This window comes from Arthrobacter sp. P4_H3 (assembly GCF_056400885.1).
On the sequence record NZ_JBFUKK010000002.1, the window covers coordinates 149,103 to 169,901 of the forward strand.

General features: G+C 64.1%; 20 protein-coding genes. 14 read left to right on the forward strand and 6 right to left on the reverse strand.

Annotation, left to right across the window (positions count from 1 at the left end):
* Window positions 1-8 precede the first annotated feature (8 nt).
* The 5 genes from rfbB (at window position 9) to AC1DRE_RS04025 (ending at window position 4,830) form a co-directional block, all read left to right on the forward strand.
* Window positions 9-1,007, forward strand: a complete 999-nt coding sequence (gene rfbB, locus AC1DRE_RS04005; protein WP_476983439.1) for a dTDP-glucose 4,6-dehydratase — start codon at window positions 9-11, stop codon at window positions 1,005-1,007.
* A 3-nt stretch (window positions 1,008-1,010) separates the two neighbouring features.
* Window positions 1,011-2,417, forward strand: a complete 1,407-nt coding sequence (locus AC1DRE_RS04010; protein WP_476983440.1) for a sugar nucleotide-binding protein — start codon at window positions 1,011-1,013, stop codon at window positions 2,415-2,417.
* Window positions 2,418-2,537: 120 nt separating this feature from the next.
* A complete protein-coding gene (locus AC1DRE_RS04015) occupies window positions 2,538-3,203 on the forward strand; it encodes a glycosyltransferase family 2 protein (RefSeq protein ID WP_476983441.1) in 666 nt (221 codons plus the stop codon).
* Window positions 3,204-3,235: 32 nt separating this feature from the next.
* Window positions 3,236-3,583 carry a DUF2304 domain-containing protein gene (locus AC1DRE_RS04020; protein WP_214953084.1) on the forward strand — a complete coding sequence of 116 codons (348 nt, stop codon included), beginning with the start codon at window positions 3,236-3,238 and terminating at the stop codon, window positions 3,581-3,583.
* The gene (locus AC1DRE_RS04025; RefSeq protein ID WP_476983442.1) at window positions 3,583-4,830 is read left to right on the forward strand and encodes an acyltransferase family protein; all 1,248 of its coding nucleotides are present in this window, start codon (window positions 3,583-3,585) and stop codon (window positions 4,828-4,830) included. The genes AC1DRE_RS04020 and AC1DRE_RS04025 overlap by 1 nt, the downstream gene beginning before the upstream one ends.
* 152 nt (window positions 4,831-4,982) lie before the next feature.
* Here the strand turns inward: AC1DRE_RS04025 and AC1DRE_RS04030 are convergent, their stop codons facing one another.
* Entirely contained in the window at window positions 4,983-6,092 is a 1,110-nt protein-coding gene (locus tag AC1DRE_RS04030; RefSeq protein ID WP_104172278.1) for an NAD-dependent epimerase/dehydratase family protein, read from the reverse strand.
* A 61-nt stretch (window positions 6,093-6,153) separates the two neighbouring features.
* Window positions 6,154-7,041, reverse strand: a complete 888-nt coding sequence (locus tag AC1DRE_RS04035; RefSeq protein ID WP_476983443.1) for a glycosyltransferase family 2 protein — start codon at window positions 7,039-7,041, stop codon at window positions 6,154-6,156.
* Between the two features lie 158 nt (window positions 7,042-7,199).
* Between AC1DRE_RS04035 and AC1DRE_RS04040 the strand changes: the two genes are divergently transcribed.
* Window positions 7,200-8,486 (forward strand): hypothetical protein, encoded by a 1,287-nt coding sequence (locus tag AC1DRE_RS04040; protein ID WP_476983444.1) that lies wholly within the window; start codon window positions 7,200-7,202, stop codon window positions 8,484-8,486.
* A gap of 60 nt (window positions 8,487-8,546) precedes the next feature.
* On the opposite strand, the gene AC1DRE_RS04045 is transcribed toward AC1DRE_RS04040, so the two are convergent.
* The 4 genes from AC1DRE_RS04045 to AC1DRE_RS04060 all read right to left on the reverse strand — a co-directional run bounded on the left by AC1DRE_RS04045 (window position 8,547) and on the right by AC1DRE_RS04060 (window position 14,684).
* Window positions 8,547-11,267 carry a GH25 family lysozyme gene (locus AC1DRE_RS04045; RefSeq protein WP_476983445.1) on the reverse strand — a complete coding sequence of 907 codons (2,721 nt, stop codon included), beginning with the start codon at window positions 11,265-11,267 and terminating at the stop codon, window positions 8,547-8,549.
* Window positions 11,268-11,456: 189 nt separating this feature from the next.
* Window positions 11,457-12,464 carry a GDP-mannose 4,6-dehydratase gene (locus tag AC1DRE_RS04050; protein WP_476983446.1) on the reverse strand — a complete coding sequence of 336 codons (1,008 nt, stop codon included), beginning with the start codon at window positions 12,462-12,464 and terminating at the stop codon, window positions 11,457-11,459.
* Window positions 12,461-13,444: a GDP-mannose 4,6-dehydratase gene (locus AC1DRE_RS04055; protein WP_476983447.1), complete on the reverse strand. Its 984-nt coding sequence runs from the start codon at window positions 13,442-13,444 to the stop codon at window positions 12,461-12,463. Before AC1DRE_RS04055 ends, AC1DRE_RS04050 begins: the two co-directional genes overlap by 4 nt.
* Before the next feature lie 88 nt (window positions 13,445-13,532).
* Complete coding sequence (locus tag AC1DRE_RS04060) at window positions 13,533-14,684, reverse strand: glycosyltransferase family 4 protein (protein ID WP_476983448.1); 1,152 nt, start codon at window positions 14,682-14,684, stop codon at window positions 13,533-13,535.
* Window positions 14,685-14,833: 149 nt separating this feature from the next.
* On the opposite strand from AC1DRE_RS04060, the gene galE reads away from it, so the two are divergent.
* From galE to AC1DRE_RS04100, 8 genes are all read left to right on the forward strand, one after another.
* Window positions 14,834-15,853: a UDP-glucose 4-epimerase GalE gene (galE, locus tag AC1DRE_RS04065; RefSeq protein ID WP_476983449.1), complete on the forward strand. Its 1,020-nt coding sequence runs from the start codon at window positions 14,834-14,836 to the stop codon at window positions 15,851-15,853.
* Between the two features lie 140 nt (window positions 15,854-15,993).
* Window positions 15,994-17,217, forward strand: a complete 1,224-nt coding sequence (locus tag AC1DRE_RS04070; RefSeq protein ID WP_476983450.1) for a CpaF family protein — start codon at window positions 15,994-15,996, stop codon at window positions 17,215-17,217.
* A complete protein-coding gene (locus tag AC1DRE_RS04075) occupies window positions 17,217-18,071 on the forward strand; it encodes a type II secretion system F family protein (RefSeq protein ID WP_476983451.1) in 855 nt (284 codons plus the stop codon). Before AC1DRE_RS04070 ends, AC1DRE_RS04075 begins: the two co-directional genes overlap by 1 nt.
* Entirely contained in the window at window positions 18,068-19,009 is a 942-nt protein-coding gene (locus tag AC1DRE_RS04080) for a type II secretion system F family protein (protein WP_476983452.1), read from the forward strand. The genes AC1DRE_RS04075 and AC1DRE_RS04080 overlap by 4 nt, the downstream gene beginning before the upstream one ends.
* A 112-nt stretch (window positions 19,010-19,121) precedes the next feature.
* Window positions 19,122-19,322 carry a hypothetical protein gene (locus AC1DRE_RS04085; protein WP_476983614.1) on the forward strand — a complete coding sequence of 67 codons (201 nt, stop codon included), beginning with the start codon at window positions 19,122-19,124 and terminating at the stop codon, window positions 19,320-19,322.
* A gap of 3 nt (window positions 19,323-19,325) precedes the next feature.
* The gene (locus AC1DRE_RS04090; RefSeq protein ID WP_476983453.1) at window positions 19,326-19,772 is read left to right on the forward strand and encodes a TadE family protein; all 447 of its coding nucleotides are present in this window, start codon (window positions 19,326-19,328) and stop codon (window positions 19,770-19,772) included.
* A 25-nt stretch (window positions 19,773-19,797) separates the two neighbouring features.
* On the forward strand, window positions 19,798-20,322 hold the full coding sequence (locus AC1DRE_RS04095; RefSeq protein ID WP_476983454.1) for a TadE/TadG family type IV pilus assembly protein: 525 nt from the start codon (window positions 19,798-19,800) through the stop codon (window positions 20,320-20,322).
* Window positions 20,323-20,366: 44 nt separating this feature from the next.
* Window positions 20,367-20,780, forward strand: a complete 414-nt coding sequence (locus AC1DRE_RS04100) for a pilus assembly protein TadG-related protein (RefSeq protein ID WP_476983455.1) — start codon at window positions 20,367-20,369, stop codon at window positions 20,778-20,780.
* Window positions 20,781-20,799 lie beyond the last annotated feature (19 nt).

A 20,799-nucleotide genomic window follows, 5' to 3' on the forward strand; every position in this document is an offset into this window, starting at 1 on the left:
CTGGCTGAATGCAGAAACTCCTTGTCACCGGCGGTGCCGGCTTCATCGGTTCCAATTTTGTCCACTACGTTCTGGAGAACACCGGGGATCACGTCACGGTCCTGGACAAGCTGACGTATGCAGGCAACCTGGAATCCCTGAGGGGCCTTCCGGAGGAGCGCTTCCGTTTCGTGCAGGGCGACATCTGCGACGCCGCCCTGGTCGACGGGCTTGTGGCCGAGGCCGACGTGGTGGTCCATTACGCGGCCGAGTCGCACAACGACAACTCCCTGCATGACCCCCGCCCGTTCCTGGACACGAACATCATCGGCACTTACACGCTGATCGAGGCCGCCCGGAAGCACAACAGGCGCTTCCACCACATCTCCACCGACGAGGTCTACGGGGACCTGGAACTCGATGACCCGGAACGGTTCAGCGAGTCCACCCCGTACAACCCCTCCAGCCCGTACTCCTCCACGAAGGCCGGCTCGGACCTGCTGGTCCGCGCCTGGGTGCGGTCCTTCGGGCTGCAGGCGACCATCAGCAACTGCTCGAACAACTACGGCCCGTACCAGCACGTGGAGAAGTTCATCCCGCGCCAGATCACCAACGTGATCGACGGGATCCGCCCCAAGCTCTACGGCAAGGGCGAGAACGTCCGCGACTGGATCCACGCCAACGACCACTCCTCGGCCGTGCTCGCGATCATCGACAAAGGCATCATCGGCGAGACCTACCTCATCGGCGCGGACGGTGAGAAGAACAACAAGGACGTCGTGGAGCTGATCCTTGAGCACATGGGCCAGCCCCGCAACGCGTACGACCACGTCGTGGACCGGCCCGGCCACGACCTGCGCTACGCGATCGACTCCGCGAAACTCCGCGACGAGCTCGGCTGGGCACCGAAGTTCTCCAACTTCGACGCCGGCATCGAAGACACCATCGCCTGGTACCGCGAGAACGAAAACTGGTGGCGGCCGCAAAAAGCCCAGACCGAAGCCAAATACAAGGAACAGGGCCAGTAGACGATGCCGATCGAGTTCTCCAAAAAGCTGACCGCGCACGAAACGCCGATCCCCGGCGTCGTCCTCTACGACCTGCCCGTCCACGGTGACAACCGTGGCTGGTTCAAGGAGAACTGGCAGCGGGAGAAGATGGTGGCCCTGGGGCTGCCGGACTTCCGTCCCGTGCAGAACAACATCTCGTTCAACGAAAAAGCCGGCACCACCCGCGGCATCCACGCCGAGCCGTGGGACAAGTTCATCTCGGTCGCCACGGGCAAAATCTTCGGCGCCTGGGTGGACCTGCGCGAGGGCCCGTCCTTCGGCGCCGTTTTTACCGCCGAACTGGACCCGAGCCAGGCCATTTTCATTCCGCGCGGCGTGGGCAACGCCTTCCAGACCCTGGAAGACAACACCGCGTACACCTATCTCGTCAACGACCACTGGTCCGCCGACGCCCAGGGCCAGTACACGTTCCTGAACCTCGCAGACGAAACGGCCGGCATCTCCTGGCCGGTTCCGCTGGAAGAGGCAGAGCTTTCCGACAAGGACAAGGCGCACCCCCGCCTCGCGGACGTCGTGCCGATGCCGGCCAAAAAGATCCTCGTTGTCGGTGCCGACGGACAGTTGGGCAAAGCGCTGCGGGAACTATACGACGGCGACGCCACCGTTGAGTTCGCCGGCCGCGCCGGATTCGACCTCGGCAGTGAAGCAGCCTTCGCGGAGCGGAACTGGAAGAACTATTCGACAGTCATCAACGCCGCCGCCTACACCGCCGTCGACACCGCGGAAACCGCGGAGGGGCGTGCCGCCGCCTGGGCCGTCAACGTTGCCGCCGTGTCACGCTTGGCCCGGACCGCCGTCGAACATGACCTCACCCTTGTCCATGTCTCCTCGGACTACGTCTTCGACGGCGTCCGCGAGAACCACGACGAGGCTGAACCCTTCACTCCGCTGGGGGTGTACGGCCAGACCAAGGCAGCCGGCGACGCCGTCGTCAGCGTTGTTCCCCGCCACTACATCGTCCGGACCAGCTGGGTCATCGGCGAAGGCAACAACTTCGTCCGCACCATGGCGTCCCTCGCCGGCCGCGGCATTGAACCGTCCGTGGTCAACGACCAGATCGGCCGGCTCAGTTTCACCGCGGACATTGCCGCGGGCATCCAGCACCTGCTGGCATCCGGCGCCGCCTACGGCACCTACAACCTGAGCAACGACGGCGAACCGCAGTCATGGGCGGACATCGCCGCCGACGTATACGAGCTGTCAGGCCAGCCCCGGACCGCCGTTACCGGCGTCAGCACCGAAGAATACTTCAAAGGCAAGGACGCAGCGCCCCGGCCGCTGAACAGCGTGCTGGACCTGGCAAAGATCCAGTCCACGGGCTTTCATCCGGCCAGCGTCGCCAGCAGGCTGAAAGAGTACCTGAGCTAGCCGAAGGGCACCGGCGCGCCCTGAATCTGGCATGAATTGCCGGATTCACGGCCTTGGCAGCGGCATCGGGCTCCGGTGCCGCTGCCAAGCCGGAGGCGTGCCATATGCAACAATTGATCTGTGAGTCGCACCTGGATCGTAATCCCCATGTACAACGAGGCTACTGTCGTAGGTTCGGTCATCGAGGGGCTGCGGAAGCAGTTCCCCCACGTCGTTTGCGTTGATGACGGCAGCACGGACGGATCACAGGAGAAGGCGCGGGCGGCCGGCGCCGTCGTTGTTCAGCACCCCATCAACCTGGGGCAGGGTGCCGCGTTGCAAACCGGCATTGAGTTCGCCCTGCAGGATCCGGAACTGGAGTGCATCGTAACCTTTGACGCCGACGGCCAGCACCGGGTTGACGACGCCATGGCCATGGCGCAGCGGGTGAAATCGGGGGAGGCCGAAATCATCCTCGGCTCGCGCTTCCTGGACGACCGCACCAAGCTCTCCGCCGCGAAACGGCTCGTTCTCAAGACGGCAGCCATTCAATCCAGGCTTGCCACAGGAATGAACCTGACCGACGCGCACAACGGGCTGCGCGCCTTTAACCCCCGTGTCGCCTCCAACATCCACCTGACCCAGAACCGGATGGCCCATGCATCCGAGCTGGTGAACCAGCTGGCCAGGCTCAAGCCGAAATACGCGGAGCACCCCGTGGAGATCATCTACACGGACTATTCCAAGTCCAAGGGACAGTCCCTGCTGAACTCGGTCAACATCGTGGCCGAACTGTTCTTCAAATAGCCCCCAGTTCTTCAACAAGCCAAGGTGTCGGATTGCTAATCATTGTCCAAATTGTCCTCGTTGCTGCCGTCATGGTGGTATCGCTCGCCCTGATGCGCGGCGGTTCCAACGCCCGGCACCTGGCCGTACGCCGCATCCTGCTGATGATCTTCGCCGTCGTCGCGGCACTGTCGGTGTTCTTTCCCGAGGCGCTCACCCGGGTGGCGGGGTTCCTTGGCATCGGACGAGGAACCGACCTGGTGCTCTATGGCGCGGTAGTTTCCCTCTTCGTCTTCATGGCCACCACCTACCAGCGCTTCCGCCACGCTGAAAACGCCCTCACGAAGCTCTCGCGCCGCATCGCGATCGATGAAGCCGAGAAACCCGGGCAGCTGAGCTAGTGGAGGAGACCTCCGCCACATCCCAGATCACGCGAAAGCCGATGGCTGCTTCGGCTGCCTCGGGCCGGGTTGAGCTGCCGGGTTCCGGACCGCGCTGGGGCAAGGCACTGGATCCGCGCAACAACAGCATGAACATGATCAGGCTGGGCCTGGCTGCCATGGTGCTCTTTGCCCACAGCTTCTATCTGGCTGGTGCGGGGGAGGGGCCCCATCTTCGCGGTGAGAACCTTGGCGGGTGGGCTGTTGCGGGCTTCTTCGCCCTTAGCGGATACCTGATCACCGGGAGCCGCTTCACCAACGGCCTCGGCGAGTACCTCGTACACCGCGTCGCCAGGATCTATCCCGCGTTCCTGGCGTGCCTCGCAGTCACGGTCCTGGTGTTTGCCCCGCTCGGGTTCCTCCGCCAGAACGGCACGTTGGCGGGCTACTGGAGCACGGAAACGACGCCGCTCCGGTTCGTCTTTTCCAACCTGTTCCTGGAGATGAAGAACTACGATGTGGCCTTCACTCCCGCGACTGTGCCGTTTGCCGGCTCGTGGAACGGGTCACTCTGGAGCCTCTACTACGAATTCCTTTGCTATCTGATCATTGCGGCCATCGGAGGCCTGGCGTGGGTCCGGCGCTCACCGGTGCCGCTCGCGCTGGCGTTCGGCGCAAGCGTCGCGGTCTACGCGAACCTGCCGGCCATCATGCCCCTGCTGCAGGACACTGATTTCTCCCTGCTGGCAAAATTGGTGCCGTTCTTCCTCGGCGGAGCCCTCGTCCAGTCGATCTCCAAATGGGTTGGCCTTCACTGGGCCACCGGCCTCGGCTCCATCGCGGCGGCTGCGCTCTGCATTTTCGCTTTTCCCGTATGGGGAGGCCAGCTGGCCGGCCCGTTTATTGCATACGGCCTGTTGTGGGTCTCGTCAGTGCTGCCCTCACCGAAGCTGATCCGGATCCACGATGTCTCCTACGGGTTTTACATCTACGCCTGGCCCGTTCAGCAGTTGTTGGCGCTCTATGGTGTGCATAACCGCGGCATGGCAATCTACATCCTGTCCTCCGCTGCCGGCACCCTGGTCCTGGCCACGCTCAGCTGGCTGCTGGTGGAGCGGCCTGTCATGCGTGCGGTCCGACGGCGGCGCAAGGCACCGGTGCCCGCTGCAGTTCCGGCAGCGGCGCCTCCCGAAGCCGCGAAGGACAGCGTGTCTGTGCCTGCTGATTCCACGGCGGACGCCGGAGTCACCACGGCAGGGAGACGCTAGCACGACGGCATCGTCGCCGCGGGTGCGGGTATGGTCCGCGACATCGGCGCAAAAGAATGAGGGCCTCCGGTAATCGATTGAGTGTAATCACCCAATCGATACCGGAGGCCCTCGTTGTTGTTTGCCCAAGCAAACGTAGGCGGGCAGTAAACCTAGAGCTTTGCCTCTGCCGGCAGGCGCCCGTCGATCCATTCGGCGAGGCGTGCGATGCCGGCCTCCAGGTCGTAGCGGGGTTCCCACGGAAGCGCGGCCTTGGCCGGCTCCACATCGGCCCATGCATGCCGTACGTCGCCCTGGCGGAACTGGCCGGTGACGTGGGGCTCCGGTGCGCCGTAGTGGCGGCTGATGATCTCCGCGGCCGTCCGGATCGTCTGGAATTCACCCGATCCGATGTCGAGGGCACCATCATGTGCCTCGTCAGCGACAGCGGCCGCAACCACAGCTGCGGCGACGTCGTCGATCAGCACGAAGTCGCGGCGCACCTCGCCGTCCTCGTAAAGCGGGATGGACTTCCCGGCTTTTGCCATCCGGCAGAAGAGGGACATGATCCCCGTGTACGGGTTGATGAGGGACTGGCCCGGGCCGTAGACGTTCTGGAGGCGCAGCACGGCGGCTTCGACCCCGTAGGACTTGGCCCACGACTCCAGGATGTTCTCCTGGGCGAGCTTCGTGGAGCCGTACACGCTGACCGGAGCCGGCGCGACGACGGAGGCAGACATGGCCACGGGCTGGGCCGCGGGGAAATCCCACTGCGAGCGTGACAGGATTTCGTTCGATCGCTGGCCGGGATAGAACAGGGTCCCGTCCGCATCCGACTTCCAGGCGCCTTCTCCATATACTGCGCGGCTGCTCGTCAGGACGATGCGGCGCGGCAGCTTACCGCTGCGGTTCAGGCCATCCAGCATCTGCGTGGTGCCCACCACGTTGGCGATTGCGTGTCGCGTGGATTCCTCCAGCGACTGTCCGGTTCCGGTCTCGGCGGCAAGGTGAATCACGACGTCGGGCGCCACGTCCGGGAGCACCTCGTCCCAGGTCTGGGCCTCAGTGATGTCACGAACGATCAGCTCGACGGCGGGGTCGAGTTCCTCCGGCCGCGACTGGCTGGCGTGGATCTGCGGGTGCAGGCTGTCCACAGCTACCACTCGGTCGAACGCCGCAACCAGGGCCGGGGAAATGGCGCATCCGATAAACCCGGCGCCTCCCGTCACGAGGACAGTACCCCGTTTGGCAGTGGACGTTGTTGATGACGTTGAGGGGGTCACTAGTGAGGCCTTTCTGGGGCGGACATCTGCAAGGTCCAGTTTCTCATAGGACTGGTGCGGCTCAGTGACCGAAAGCGTGCCTGAATGTGGCCTTGACCGCTTTCGGATTGCGGGAGAGCAGGGCTCCGGGCATGAGGGTGACGGCGTGCAGGCGCGAGGTCCAGCGCACACGGGCTGCCACCGCGGCCTTCTTCCAGCCCTTTGCCCGGCAAAGGTCCTCGGCTATGCGGGCGTACTCCCGGTCGCCGGCGAAACGCGTTCCGTCGGTCAGCGTCGCCGCCGAGGCACTTGCGGAGTGACGGCGGTAGGAGAACGCCAGGGTCGGGACGTGAACCAGCGATCCGCCCTGCAGGACGATGTCCATCACCAGCGCCAGATCCTGGACGATGGGGAGGCCATCGCGGAAGCTGACCTTGCGGATTGCGTCGGTCCGGAAGGCGAGGGAAGGCCAGTACAGCCAGTTGCCGCCCAGGAGACTGACGGCGAGGGATTCCCCGGCCAGGACGGTCGTGGCGTTGGTTTTGGGTCCAACAAACTTCCGCTTAACGGAATCGGCAAGGGACCTGACGATCTGCCCGGTTTCATCGATGACCTGCACTCCGGGCTGGATCACGGAGGCGTCCGGAAAGTCGCGGTGGGCCTGCATGACGACATCCACGTAATTCGGCAGCAGCACATCATCGCATCCGAGGATCACCATGAGTTCCTGCGTGGCTTCGGCGACGCACGTGCGGTAGTTCTCCGTAATGCCCTTGTTGGATTCGTTCCGCTGGTAGGAGACCCGTTCATCGTCGATCGTCGCGAAGTACTCCTGCACGGAGGGATCGGGGTAGCAATCGTCGATGACCGTCAGCAACCAGTCCTCGTTGGTTTGTGCAAAGACGCTCGCGACTGTTTCCTTGAGCAGCGAAGGATCGCCCCAGTACGGTACAAAAATATCGAGCGGCATTTTCCAACTTCCACGGGTTGTCGTAGCTCATCTGAGCTCGTTCACGGGTGCCGGGACGGCGGCTTCAATTGAGCGCCCGTCCGTATCCGACACTAATATGTTGCCATGACCTCCCACGTTATCCGGCCATTGACCCCTGCTGCCCCGGTCCTTATCGGATGACGCACACTGAGGGGAAGACACCGCAGAAGTCGACTATTGCCGCACGCCAGGCGGCTTCCGTCGGATTGGCGTCGATTGCTTCTGCTGCAGCCGGGTACCTGGTCATCTGGTATGTGCCGCGGGTACTGAGCAAGGCAGATAACGCCGAGTTCCTGGCCTTCTGGTCCGCGCTCTTCCTGCTGTTCGGTATTCTCGGCGGCCTTCAAACGGAGATCATCAGGTACGTGACAGCCTTGGGCACGGACCCGGGTGCTAAGCCCCGCGGCGGCACGGAGCAGCCCCGCACGGTTCCCCTCTTCGCCGTGGTCTTCGGCATCGCCGCGGGGGTCGCACTCGTATTGCTGATGACGTCACTGCTATGGGGCCGCGCAGTGCTCGGGCCACACTGGGGGGTTCTGGTCCTCGTCCTTGCCGGTGCCTGCGTGGCCTTTTCCGTCCACGCCGCGTTGGCGGGCGTCCTCAGCGGCCGGCACCTCTGGGGCAATTTCTCGACCCTCGTCGCCTCCGAGTCCTCGTTCCGGCTTGTCCTTGTTCTCATTGTCGGTTTGCTGGCGGGTTCCACTGCCGGGCTGGCGGCTGCAGCGGCAGGCGGAGCCCTCGCGTGGGTGCTGGTAAGCGTCTTCAGCCCCCAGCTGCGGTCCGCGTTCAGGATGCCGTTGGCCGTTCCCGTCAGGGACTTTGCACGAAAAGTGGGCCACGCCAGCATCTCGACGGCAGCCAGTGCGTCACTTGTTGTCGGATTCCCGATCCTGTATAGGATCACGACGCCCGCTGACGTGTACCTCGCGTCGGCTCCTCTGCTGCTTGCCATCCTCCTGACCAGGGCACCGCTGATGGTTCCGCTGGGAACTTTCCAGAGCGTCGCCATCGCCCATTTCGTCCGGCACCGCGACCGCGGCCTTGGGGCACTGCGGCCGATCGCCCTCGCCATTACCGGCGTCGCCGTTGTGGGAGCCGTGGCGGCGTACTTCCTGGGTCCCTGGCTTATGGTCCTGCTGTTCGGCCCGGACTACCACGTAGCACCGTGGATCCTCGCCGGGCTGACCGCTGCCGCCGCAGTGCTGGCTTTGCTCACCCTCACCGGCGGTATGTGTGTAGCACTCAACCGGCACCGGGTATCTTCTGTCGGCTGGGTGAGTGCAGGCGTCCTCACCCTGGTGGTCCTCCTGCTGCCCCTGGATGCGGACCTCAGGGCAGTCTTGTCCCTGCTGGTGGGTCCGCTGCTGGGCGTCTCCATCCACACGCTCGCCCTCTCACGCCGCACTGCTGCCCCGTCGGTGTAGGACCCCCGCGGGCCCTACGCTCGGGAGCCATACGCCTGGGGCGGCAGTGGGGCCCCTAACTCAGTAGCGGGCAATGGTGAAGCCCGCCGTTGCATTCCATTTGATGGAGCCGCCCTTGAAGTACTGCTCGCAAGTATCCGCGGTGCAGGTTTCGGTGCTGGTGGGGAATCCAAAGAAGCCGTTCTGGGCCCCGTTGGTCCGCCACACGCCGCCAATGCCGCTGTTGTAGACGGCGCCCATGCCCACGCCGGATGCCCACAGGATCTCTCCGCCGGCGAACGACTGGGTGCATGATGTTGCTGCGCAGGTTTCCGTCGTCGTGGGGAAACCGAGCCGGCCCGATTCGGACCCGAGCGAGCGCCACAGGGATCCGATGCCACCGGAGTACACCGCGGCAGTACCGGTTGCGGATGACCACAGGATGTCGCCGCCGGCGAAGCTCTGGCGGCAGGAGCTGACAAGGCACGTCTCGTTGCTGACGGGGTAGCCCAGGCGTGCGTTCTCGGCTCCGAGGGTCCGCCACAGCCCGCCGATGCTGCCGTTGTAGACCGCCCACTGTCCGGTGGCGGGGGTCCAGTAAATGGTTCCGCCGCTGAAGGACTGCTTGCAGGTGCTGCCGGCGCAGGTTTCATCGGTTGCAGGGTAACTCAGGCGGGCCTTTTCGCTTCCCATGGCCGCCCACAATGACCCGATGCCTGTACCGCGGAGCACCCCAAACGCAGGGGCCGCAGCGGTGGGATCCTTGAGGATTCGGCCACCCTCGAAGTCCTGGAAGCACTCTTTTCCGTCACAGAAGTTGGTATCGCTGATGGGACTGCCGAAGCGGCCCTTCTCGGCCTGGAGTGCCGTCCACTTCTTGGAAATTTCGCCGTTGACGATGGTCCGCGTCCCGGATTCCGGAGTCCAGAATATTTGACCGCTGACGAATACCTGGCGGCAAACTGATCCCTCACAACTTTCGGCCGTCCGGGGTGCCCCGAGCTGGCCGGAGAGTCCGCCGTCGGCCTGCCACTTGCTTCCAATGGAGGTACGCCAGACCGGCACCGCCCCCGTGGCGCCGGTCCACACCATGGTTCCGCCCTGGAAGCTCTGGACGCACGAGGTCTCGGTGCACGACTTGTTGTTGGTGGGATAGCCGAGCCGGCTGGTTTCGCCGCCCAGCGCCTCCCAAGCGGTTGCGATGTCACCGGACGTGACGGCCCAGGAGCCGGTGGCGGCTGTCCACAGGATCTTGCCGCCTTGGAACGTCTGGCTGCAGGCGGAGGCGGAACACGATTCGGAGGCCGTGGGGTAGCCGAGGCTTCCTGATGTGCCGCCCATGGCCTGCCAACGTGCGCCGATTCCGCCGTTGAAGACGGCGGCGGCGTTCGTCGAGGTGGACCAGTAGACCGTCCCGCCTACGAAGGTCTGGGAACACGCGGTGGCAGAGCAGGTTTCATCGGTTTTCGGGTAGCCAAGGCGGCCGTCGACCCCGCCCCAACCGCGCCAAGTGCCGCCGATGGAGCTGAAGTAGACGGCTTTCGCGCCGGTGCTGGCCTGCCAGATGATCTGGCCGCCGGCATACTGCCGGTAGCATCCGCCGGCTGGCAGACCGCAGTAGAGCGAGTGTGTCTGGGCGCCGAGCCGGCTGGAGGCTCCGCCCATCGAGTTGTACTTGTTGAGGACAGGATCGAAGCCGGTTGCGAGTGCCTGGAGTTCGGCGTAGCTGCCGCTGAAAACGTTCGAATCGCCGGCGAACGGGCCCAGGCTGCTGTACTGCCAGATATCGTAGTTGGTCCAGCCGGCCGGCAGGACGCCCGGCGAGACGGTGCGGTATGACGCGATATGGAGCGGCTGGTTTTTGAACGCCGGGCTGTTGCCCGTGCACTGTGTCCACCAGTCTGTGGTGGTGTAGATCGCGGGATAGCGGCCTGTCCGGGTGTACATCGTGTTGGAGAAGTCCGCAATCCAGAGGACCATCTGGTTCTGGGACATGTTGTAGCAGGTGTTGCCCAGTTCCGGGTATGGGTTGTATTCGATGTCCAGCAGGGGAGGCAGGGTGGTTCCGTCGCCGCTCCAGGCACCGCCGTTGGACGCGAAGTAGTTCGCCTGCGAGGCGCCGGAAGAAACGTTCGGGATCGCGAAGTGGTAAGCGCCCCGGATCATGCCGACGCTGCGGGAGCCGTTGTACTGACTGGAAAAGTAGGGGTTGAGGTAGCTGAGGGATTCTGTCGCCTTCACATAGGCGAACAGCGCGCCCATGTTGCGTTGTTCCTGCCAATTCAACGCTCCCTGGTGGCTACTGACATCGAGCCCCTGGATGCCGGGCGGCATGTACGTGGCCTGTGTCGAAGCCCCGGTTGATTCGGTGGTTGCCCTGATCCCGAGCTTTTGCTGCAGCCCCTGGCCCATGTGCGCGCCATCTGCCCCCTGGGCGGCCTTGAGCTTGGCCAGCGTCTCTGCGTCGACTGTTGATCCCGGCGGAACGGACTCGGTGGCGGTCGGCGCCGGGCTGGGCGCTGTGGCCTCGCCTGACGACGGAGCCGGAGCGGGCGCCGTCGGGCTTTCAGTTGCGGCGGTCGTAGCCGGCGCCGCAGGGGAGCCGGGCGCCGGTGTGGCGTCGCCCGTCGGTGTGGGTGTCGACGACGGTGACGGCACCACCTGTTCGGCGGCAGATGCCGGCACGGCCGGCACGAAGGAACTGCACACCAGGGCTGAGGTCAGAAGGGCCGCGGCCAGTACCCGTCCGCCCAAGGAAGTTGCTGCGCCCGCACGTGCGCTTGTGACTTTGTTGAGACTCATGTTCTGCTCCGGCCGGCAACGCGCAGATCCCCACACATCGCGAAATTAGAAACCTATTGGTTTTGTCATTTCGGACGGTGGGGACAGCTGGGCCGTTTCCAGATCATCTTCATGACCCGGCCAATGTAGCACCAATGTTACGGGTGTAACCAGAGTGCAAGTTGTTACCAAAGTGACCTTGGCGGGAGCCTATCTGTCTGCGAGGAGTGCCTGGTCGTGCCGAACCATGGCAGTAACCAGGGCGTCGAAATCCACAGACGGATGCCAGCCCAGCCGGGACGAAATCTTGGAGATGTCGCCCCTCATCTCTGCGGCGTCGGTAGGACGGGCCAGGGATTCGTCAACGTCCACCACCGCGCGCCATTCGTCAATGCCCACAGCCTTGAAGGCCGCCTCCACGAAGTCCTGTACGGAGTGCGAGACGCCGGTCGCGACGACAAAGTCGTCGGGCTCGGATGCGTGGATAATCCTGTCCATGGCGTCGACGTAGTCCGGAGCCCAGCCCCAGTCCCGGATGGCGTTCAGATTTCCCAGCGACAGCTTGTCCAGCTTGCCTGCCGCGATGGCCGCGGCTCCCGATGTGATCTTGCGCGTGACGAATTTCGCCGGCCGCCGCACCGACTCGTGGTTGTAGAGAATCGCAGAGGAAGCAAACATGCCGCGGCTCCGGTAGACGCTGACGGCGTGGTGCGCCAGCGCCTTCGCGGCGCCGTAGGGCGAGATGGGCCTGATCGGGGTGGACTCGCTCTGCGGTGCCGACTCCGCCTCACCGAACAGCTCGGCACTGGAGGCCTGGAGAAAGCGGATCTCCTTGCCGGTGGCCTGCTGCAGCTGCCAGATGGTTTCCAGCATTGAGACGACCGAGGCACCTGAGATCAGCGCCGTGTCGTACGGGTGCTGCCACGACTGGTACACCGAACTGATGCCGCCGAGGTTGAAGACCAGGTCAGGCTTGACCGATTCCAGAATGGAGCCCACATCGTCCGGCCGGGAAAGATCGCCCAGGTGGTACTCCACCCCGTCCACGGTTGTTTCCCCCTCGTGCGCTCCCGGCTGCAGTGCATGGCGTACGAGGCCATGGACTTCCCAGCCGCGGGAGAGCAGGGATTCGGCCAGGTAGGATCCGTCCTGGCCCGTTACCCCCGTAAGGAAGGCGGTGCCGACGGGAACGGGTCCCGCCTCGCTGAGCGGGTTCACCGCATCAAGGCAGTCTGCTCGGCAATGTCGTTCTCAACCATCATCTTGACGAGTTCGCTGAAGGAGACCTTCGGCTTCCAGCCGAGCTTCTCCTGGGCCTTGGATGCGTCACCGATCAGCAGGTCGACTTCGGCGGGGCGCATGAACTTGGGGTCCTGGCGGACGTACTGCCGCCAGTTGTCCAGGCCCGCGGCGTCAAAGGCAGCCTGGAGGAGTTCTTCGATGGAGTGCGTTGCACCAGTGGAGATGACGTAATCGTCAGCCTCGGGCTGCTGCAGCATCAGCCACATGGCTTCCACGTAGTCCCCTGCGAAGCCCCAGTCGCGCTTGGCGTCCAGGTTGCCAAGGACGATTTCGTCCTGGAGTCCGAGCTTGATCCGTGCGACCGCCATGGAAACCTTGCGGGTGACAAATTCCGGACCCCGGCGCGGCGACTCGTGGTTGAAGAGGATGCCGCTCGATGCGTGCATGCCGTAGGACTCACGGTAGTTGATTGTCATGTAGTGGCCAAAGACCTTGGCTACACCGTAGGGGGACCGGGGCCAAAGGAGGGTTTCCTCGGTCTGGGGCACCTGCTGAACCTTGCCGAACATCTCGGACGAGGACGCCTGGTAGAAGCGCACCCTGGAGATGTCGTCCCCGGCATAGAGGCGGGTTGCCTCGAGCATGTTCAGCACGCCCTTGCCGGTGACGTCTGTGGTCAGTGACGCGTTCTCCCAGGAGTAAGCCACGAAGGAAATCGCCCCGAGGTTGTAAACCTCGTCCGGCTGGGCAACGCCGAGCACCCGGACCAGTGAGGAGACATCGGTGAGGTCGCCGGTGAGCAGCTTCACGCCCGGAACGGTCTGGCGGACCAGATCGTGCTTGGGGTTGTTCTGTCCTCGGATGAGGCCGAATACCTCGTAGCCTTTCGAGAGAAGGAGCTCTGCGAGATACAGGCCGTCCTGGCCAGTGATTCCGGTGATTAGCGCACGGGGCATGGGAAGAGGTCCTTACAGATTGTTTGCGGGGCTACAGCAACTATATATGGCACGGAGCTTTGACTCAGAGGCGGCGTGTACAGGGTGATCAAACGGTGCTCGCTGCTGTGGCGCGCTGATTGAGTGCATAGCGGTACGCCTGTTCGTGCACGTCGGCGCAGTGTTCCCAGGTGAACTTGCGCACCTGCTCCAGGCCAAGCCGCTGCAGCTCGTCGGTCCTGGCGATGGCGTTCCGGATCGCCGTGGCGATGGCCTCAGGGTCCTGCGGATCGAACAGTTCGGCGGCGTCTCCAACAATTTCCGGAAGTGAGCCTGCGGTTGAGCTTGCCACGGGGCAGCCCGAAGCCATGGCCTCCAGCGGCGGCAGGCCGAATCCCTCGTAAAGGCTGGGGAACACCATGCAGGCAGCGCTCCGGTACAGTTCCCTGAGCTCGGCGAGCGGGACAAGGCCGCGGACCTCCACGTTGGCGGGAATGTCCGTCAGCGTGTCCAGCGCCCCGCCCGTCAGGATGAGGCGCAGCTCGGGGTTGGTGACTTCAAGCAACCGCATGGCTTCGAAAAGCTTCGCGTGGTTCTTGTGTTTCCACCCTCGGGCCGGGTACATGATGAAACTTTCGCGCGGTCCGAAATTCGGTATGAATTCTTCGGCGTTGACCCCCAGGTGCGCGGTGAAGATCTTGTCCGGCGCGATGCCGAGGTGCTTGACGATGCTCTCTTTGGCAAAGTCGCTGATGGTCACGATGGCGTCCGCGTCGCGGGCGGCTTTTTCATAGAAGACCTTGCGGTAGAGCTTGTCGGCGGTGCCGAACAGTTCGGGAAGGTCGAGATGCTGAACGTCCAGAAGTGTCTGGACGAACGGCGTGCCCTTCGGCGGCTTCGGCAGTGGAACGGTGAAGGGGACATGGAAAACGTCCATTGGGCGCATCCTGCGCAGAATGGAGCTCCTCGTGACGAGGCCCTTGGCCAGGGTGGCCAGGCGTGCGATGGTTGAGGCGCCGCCGGCCAGCCCGGGAATCACGACTTCATCCGCGCCCTCGCTGAACCCGCGCCCGGATTCGTTGACGTAGCAGGTGGGATTCACCGCCGGGGAGGCACCGAGTTTGCGGACCAGTTCGCGTGCATAGGTTTCGCTGCCTCCCATCCCGCCCGGGACAAGCGTGAGCATGGAAACCCCCACCTTCAACGCGTCTGAGGGGCCGGTTTGGTTGGCAGGCGAGGTGCCGGGCTCGGAGGTCGTCATGCTGAACATACTAACGTTCGAGCTGTATCCAGGGACTTCTGCCCGTGTGGATCCACAGTTGCCGGAACCTCTCGATTCGGTTTGTTCACACAACGTCCGGCAGCGGCGTGACTGTGACCAGTCCTCCACGCCGTCCTAGACTAGAGCCCATGAAGGTATTGGTCACCGGCGGCGCCGGCTACATCGGATCGCACACGACGCTCTGTCTGCTGGAAGAAGGGCACGATGTTGTTGTCCTCGACAATCTGATGAATTCGAACCGTGAGTCGCTGCGCAGGGTGGAGCATCTCAGCGGAAAGAAAATCGACTTCCGCGAGGTCGATCTGCTTGATGCGGCCTCTGTGGACCGCCTCTTCGCTGAGGACAGCTTCGACGCCGTGATCCACTTTGCCGGCCTCAAGGCCGTGGGGGAGTCGGTCGCCAAGCCCCTCTGGTACTACCAGAACAACGTGGTCGGCACCCTGAATCTCCTGCACAGCATGGACCGGGCCGGTGTTCGGCGCCTCGTTTTCAGCTCCTCCGCGACGGTATACGGGGCGTCCGAGGAAGTCCCCCTGATCGAGAAGGCGCCGCTGGACGCCACCAATCCCTACGGCCGAACCAAGGAACAGATCGAGGACATCCTCTCGGACCTTGGTGCGGCCGACCCGAGCTGGAGCATAGCCCTCCTCCGCTACTTCAATCCCGTCGGCGCCCACGAATCGGGCCTGATCGGCGAGGACCCGGTCGGCGTACCCAACAACCTGCTGCCTTTCGTGGCCCAGGTTGCGGTGGGGCGACGGGAAAAGGTCATGGTTTTCGGGGATGACTATCCGACGCCGGACGGCACCGGTGTCCGGGACTATATCCACGTGATGGACCTTGCTGCCGGTCACCTCGCCGCGCTGGGCTACCTGCAGAACAAGGCCGGTGTTTACCGCTGGAACCTTGGAACGGGCCGTGGATCGTCCGTCCTTGAAGTTATTGAGGCCTTTAGCCAGGCGGCCGGAGTGCCCGTACCCTACGAGATCGCTCCGCGGCGGCCCGGCGACGCTGCTGTCAGCTATTCGGATCCTTCCGCGGCACTGGCGGATCTGGGCTGGTCAGCCCGGCGGAATCTGGCAACGATGTGCGAAGACCACTGGCGCTGGCAAAGCAGGAATCCCTCAGGGTACGAAGAGTCAGTGTGATTCAACGCCAGGTTCCATGGGACCTGACCCGGGGTTATCCACAGCAATGAAGATGTGACTTGGCCTACATGTGTATGCTCCCTTAGCTTTAACCCAGTTGTACTGCCTCAGTCGGGGGCGGCAGTCGTATTGGGGAACACATGGATGCTGTTCGAATCGTGGAGGACGAGGTCCGCGAGCTGATCCGCCGCCGCGGCCTGGACCCGCTGCAGCAGGCCGGCGAGGTCAGGCGCCTCGTCGAGGCGGCGGTCAGCGACTACGACGAACGCGCACTGATGGGTCCGCTGCCGCCGATCGGCCCGCTGGAGACTGCCCGCCGATATGTTTACGACGCCGTAGCCGGCTTTGGCGCGCTGCAGCCCCTGTTGGATGACCCCACCATCGAGGAAATCTGGCTCAATGCGCCCAACGAAATCTATGTGGCCCGGAACGGCGAGTCTGAGCTCACGTCCCTGAGCCTCTCGGACCAACAGGTCCGGGACCTCGTGGAACGCATGCTGAAGAGCTCGGGCCGCCGCCTCGATATGTCCTCGCCGTTCGTTGACGCGGCCCTCCCCGACGGCTCCCGGCTCCACGTCGTCATTCCCGATGTGACACGGCGTCACTGGGCCGTCAACATCCGAAAGTTCGTGGTCAAGGCGAGCCGGCTCGAACACCTGGTGGAACTCGGCACGCTAACTCCCCAGGCAGCGCGTTTCCTGGGCGCCGCCGTGGCCAGCGGGCTGAATATCCTGGTCTCGGGCGCGACACAGGCCGGTAAGACCACCATGCTGAATTGCCTGGCTGCCAGCATTGGCGCCCGGGAGCGTGTCATCACGGTTGAGGAAATCTTCGAACTGCAGTTTCCATTGCGTGACGTTGTCGGTTTGCAGTGCCGGCAGCCAAACCTTGAAGGCGAAGGTGAGATCCCGCTGCGAAGGCTGGTCAAGGAGGCACTCAGGATGCGGCCGGACCGACTCGTGGTCGGAGAGGTCCGGGAAGCCGAAAGCCTGGACATGCTGATCGCGCTCAATTCCGGCCTTCCAGGAATGTGCACCGTCCACGCGAACTCGGCGCACGACGCCGTCACCAAGCTGTGCACGCTGCCGCTCCTTGCCGGTGACAACATCTCAAGCGCGTTTGTCGTGCCGACGGTTGCCTCGTGCATTGACCTGGTGGTCCACTGCAGCCGGCAGTCCAGCGGGCGCCGCCAGGTGACGGAGATCCTGTCGCTGGGCCGACGCGTTGAAAACGGGATCATCGAATCCTCGATGGTGTTCGCAATGGCTGACGGGCAGCTGCACCCCAGAGCCAACTCCATGCCGGCCGCTGAGAAGTTTGCCGCGGCCGGATTCGACGTCGCGGCCCTTCTGGAAGTCCGCTGATGGCACCCGTGCTGGGCGTGCTCTTCGGTACCGGGCTGTTCCTCATGTGGTGGTCTGCTTGGGAACAGCCCGAGAAGGCCAAGCGACGGCCGCGGTCCAGCCGGCTCGACGACCTGCTGCGTGCGGCCGGGATTGAAAACGTCTCGGGACTGGGCCTGGCATCCACCTGCTTGGGCCTCGCAGCATTCGTCGGACTGATTTTCTTTGCCGTGACCAGGTCCTGGCCCATCTCAGCCTGCTTCGGCCTGTTCGGTGGGTGGCTCCCGATGGCTGTTGTCAGATGGCGGGCCCGCAAACGCACGGCGACGCTGCGCCAGTTGTGGCCCGACGTTGTTGACCATCTCCGCTCCGCGATCAGGGCCGGGCTGTCCCTGCCGGAAGCGCTGATCCAACTGGGTGAAAAGGGACCCGAGGAGCTGCGGCACGTGTTTCGTGACTTCGGCGCCGATTACCGCGCCGGCGGCCAGTTCGATCCGGCGCTCAACAGGCTTAAGGAACGGCTGGCAGATCCCGTCGCCGACCGGATTGTGGAGGCACTCAGGCTAACGCGTGAGGTGGGTGGTTCAGACCTGGGGCGGCTGCTCGGAACGCTTGGCGAATTCCTCCGGGAGAGCGCCAGAACCAGAAGTGAGCTTGAGGCCCGGCAGTCCTGGACGGTGAACGCGGCCCGCCTTGCGGTGGCCGCGCCCTGGATTGTCATGGTGCTGCTCGCCACCCGGCCGGAAGCGGTCGCCGCCTACAACACCCCGATGGGAGCGGCCGTACTCCTCGGCGGGCTGGCTGTGTCCGCCATCTGTTACTCCGTCATGCTGAGGATCGGTGCCCTCCCCGAAGACGAGCGGGTGCTCAGGTGACGTCGCCGGAGGCCGCGGCCGTGGTCTGTGGGGTCCTTCTCGGCGCCGGGCTCTGGCTTCTGGTGGTGCGGCTGCCGTTCATGCGGCCAATCAGCTTCACGGAACGGATTGAGCCGCAACTGAAGTCGCAAAACCTGGAGTCCAAGCTGCTGTCGGCCGCCAATGACACCCTCACGCCATTTGGTCCGCTGGAGCGCATATTGCGTCCGGTCCTCAAGGACGGACTCTCGTTTCTTAGCCGTTTCAACCTGGGGTCGTCGGCATTGGGCCGCAGGCTGGCCCAGGCCGGAATCCGGAAGTCACCCGTCGACTTCAGGGCCGAACAGCTGCTGTGGGCAGTCATGGGATTCACTGCGGCCACCGGCCTGGTAATAATCACCGCCGCATCGGGACGGTTCAATCCGTTCCTCGCGGTCGTCGCCATTTTGGGCAGTGCTCTTGGAGGATTCCTTTTCAGGGACTACTGGCTGGGCGCGCAGATCAAGCGGCGGGAGAAGCGGATGATGGCTGAGTTCCCAAGCCTTGCCGAACTGATGGCACTTGCCGTCAGTGCAGGTGAAAGTGCCACCGGTGCACTTGACCGCGTCTGCCGCAGCTCACACGGCGAACTGGCCAGGGAATTTGACCTGGTTCTCGGGGAAACGCGGGCCGGAAAACCGCTTGTCGAAGCCCTGCAGCGGTTCTCTTCGCGGACCGACCTGGGACCCCTGGTCCGGTTCGTTGACGGGATCATCGTGGCAGTGGAGCGCGGAACACCCCTTGCCGATGTCCTCCGGGCCCAGGCGCAGGATGTTCGCGACACTGCCAAGCGCGAGTTGATGGAATCGGCCGGAAAGAAAGAAATCGCCATGATGGTGCCGTTGGTCTTTGGTGTCCTTCCGCTGACGGTCATCTTTGCCGTGTTTCCCGGGCTCGCGGCCATCAGCCTCGGACTATGACGTAATCCAGATCGCCCGGACCGCCGGGAAAACCCAGCCGGAACCACAGAATGGAAGCTCAATGAAACATCACGGAATCCGTGCCTTGGCCCTGATCCACACATTTGCCCTGATGGTTTGGCCGTCGGCGGCGTCCGGAGTGGGAACCCGGGCGAGTATGTCACGGGACGGGGGTCATCCCGAACGGGGCGACGTGCCCGGCTGGGTAATGATCACTTTGATGTCCGCGGTGCTGGTCGCCGCCCTGTTGGCCCTGGCCGGACCTGCCCTGGAGGGGCTCTTCAACCAGGCCATGGACAAGGTCGGAAACTAGCACATGCCTGCGGCGGTCCCGGTAGCGGAAGATACCTGCTGCCGGACGGCAACACAGCAGGCCGGGTGCGGTGGTACGCCCCGGCGGGAACGCGGCTCTGCCGTTGTGGACTTTGTCCTGGTCGGGGGCCTGCTCACAATGTTCTTCCTCGCGGTGATCCAGCTGACGCTGGTCCTGCACGTCCGCAACACACTGATCGATGCAGCGGCCTCGGGGGCAAGGTACGGCACACTCGCCGACCGGAACGCCGCCGATGCAAGGGACCGCACGGGCGAACTGATTGGAATAGCCCTGAACGAAGATTTCGCCAAGGACGTGACCACCACGGAAGTCACGTTTCAAGGAATCCGTGCGCTCGAAGTCACAGTCCGGGCGCCGCTGCCGGTGATCGGCCTGATCGGTCCACGCGAGGCTCTGGAGGTGAAAGGCCATGCCGCCATCCAGCCGTAGATTTCCATTATGGCCGACACGCCGTTTGCTGGAAACTGCGGGCCGCGCCGCGAGCCCCGGGATCGAACGCGGGCCCCAAAGCCCCCGCGAACGCGAATCCGAACCGGGCACAGCGTCCGGAAGCGGGACAACGCACCCGGGGGAGCGGGGGAGCGCCGTTGTCGAATTCACGTTCCTCGCCCTCCTCCTCATGGTCCCCCTTGTGTACTTCATCATCACCGTGGGGCAGATCCAGGGTGGGGCCTTCGCCGTGGTCGGTGCGGCTGACCAGGCCGCCAAGGTGTATGTTGCCCAGCCCGACGCGGAAAGCGGCCGTGCAGCTGCCGAGCAGGCAGTCATGCTCGCCCTGGCGGACTATGGGCATCCGGCGGACAACGCGCGGATGGACACAAGCTGCCAGCCGTCGGACTGCCTCGCCCCGGGGTCGGCCGTCACCATCACCGTCCACCTCACGGTCCCGCTGCCATTTGTGCCGTTCAGCGATTCGTTCCGCCTCAACGCCAGCCAACTGGACGCCTCGGCCACCCAGGTTGTGGGGCGATTCCGATAAGCGTGAACAACCCTCGCATCGAACCTGACAGGGAGGACGGTCAGATGGTGGTCCTCATCATCGGCTACGTCCTCCTTGCGCTCCTGGTTACCACTGCAGTCATGGCGGCATCCGCTCTGTACCTTGAACACAAGAGGCTGCTGTCGGCGGCAGACGGTGCATCCGTGGCAGCGGCGGACAGCTACACGCTCGGCCAGGTCGAGACCGAAGGCGGAAGCCCCACGGCGGTGCTCAACGGCGCTCGGGTGCGGAGCGTCGCCGCCGACTACCTCATCCGGAATGACGCCCATGCCAGCCTCGACGGCCTCGCGGTCGCGCCGGCCACCGGAAGCCCGGACGGTTCAACCGCCGTCGTTGTGCTGACCGCGGAGGTGCATCCGCCGATCGTCAACTTCTTTATCCCGGACGGAATCAGGATTGAGGCGACATCCACTGCGCGTTCCCGGCTGGTCCGGTAGCCGTCCGGAACCGGTGAGG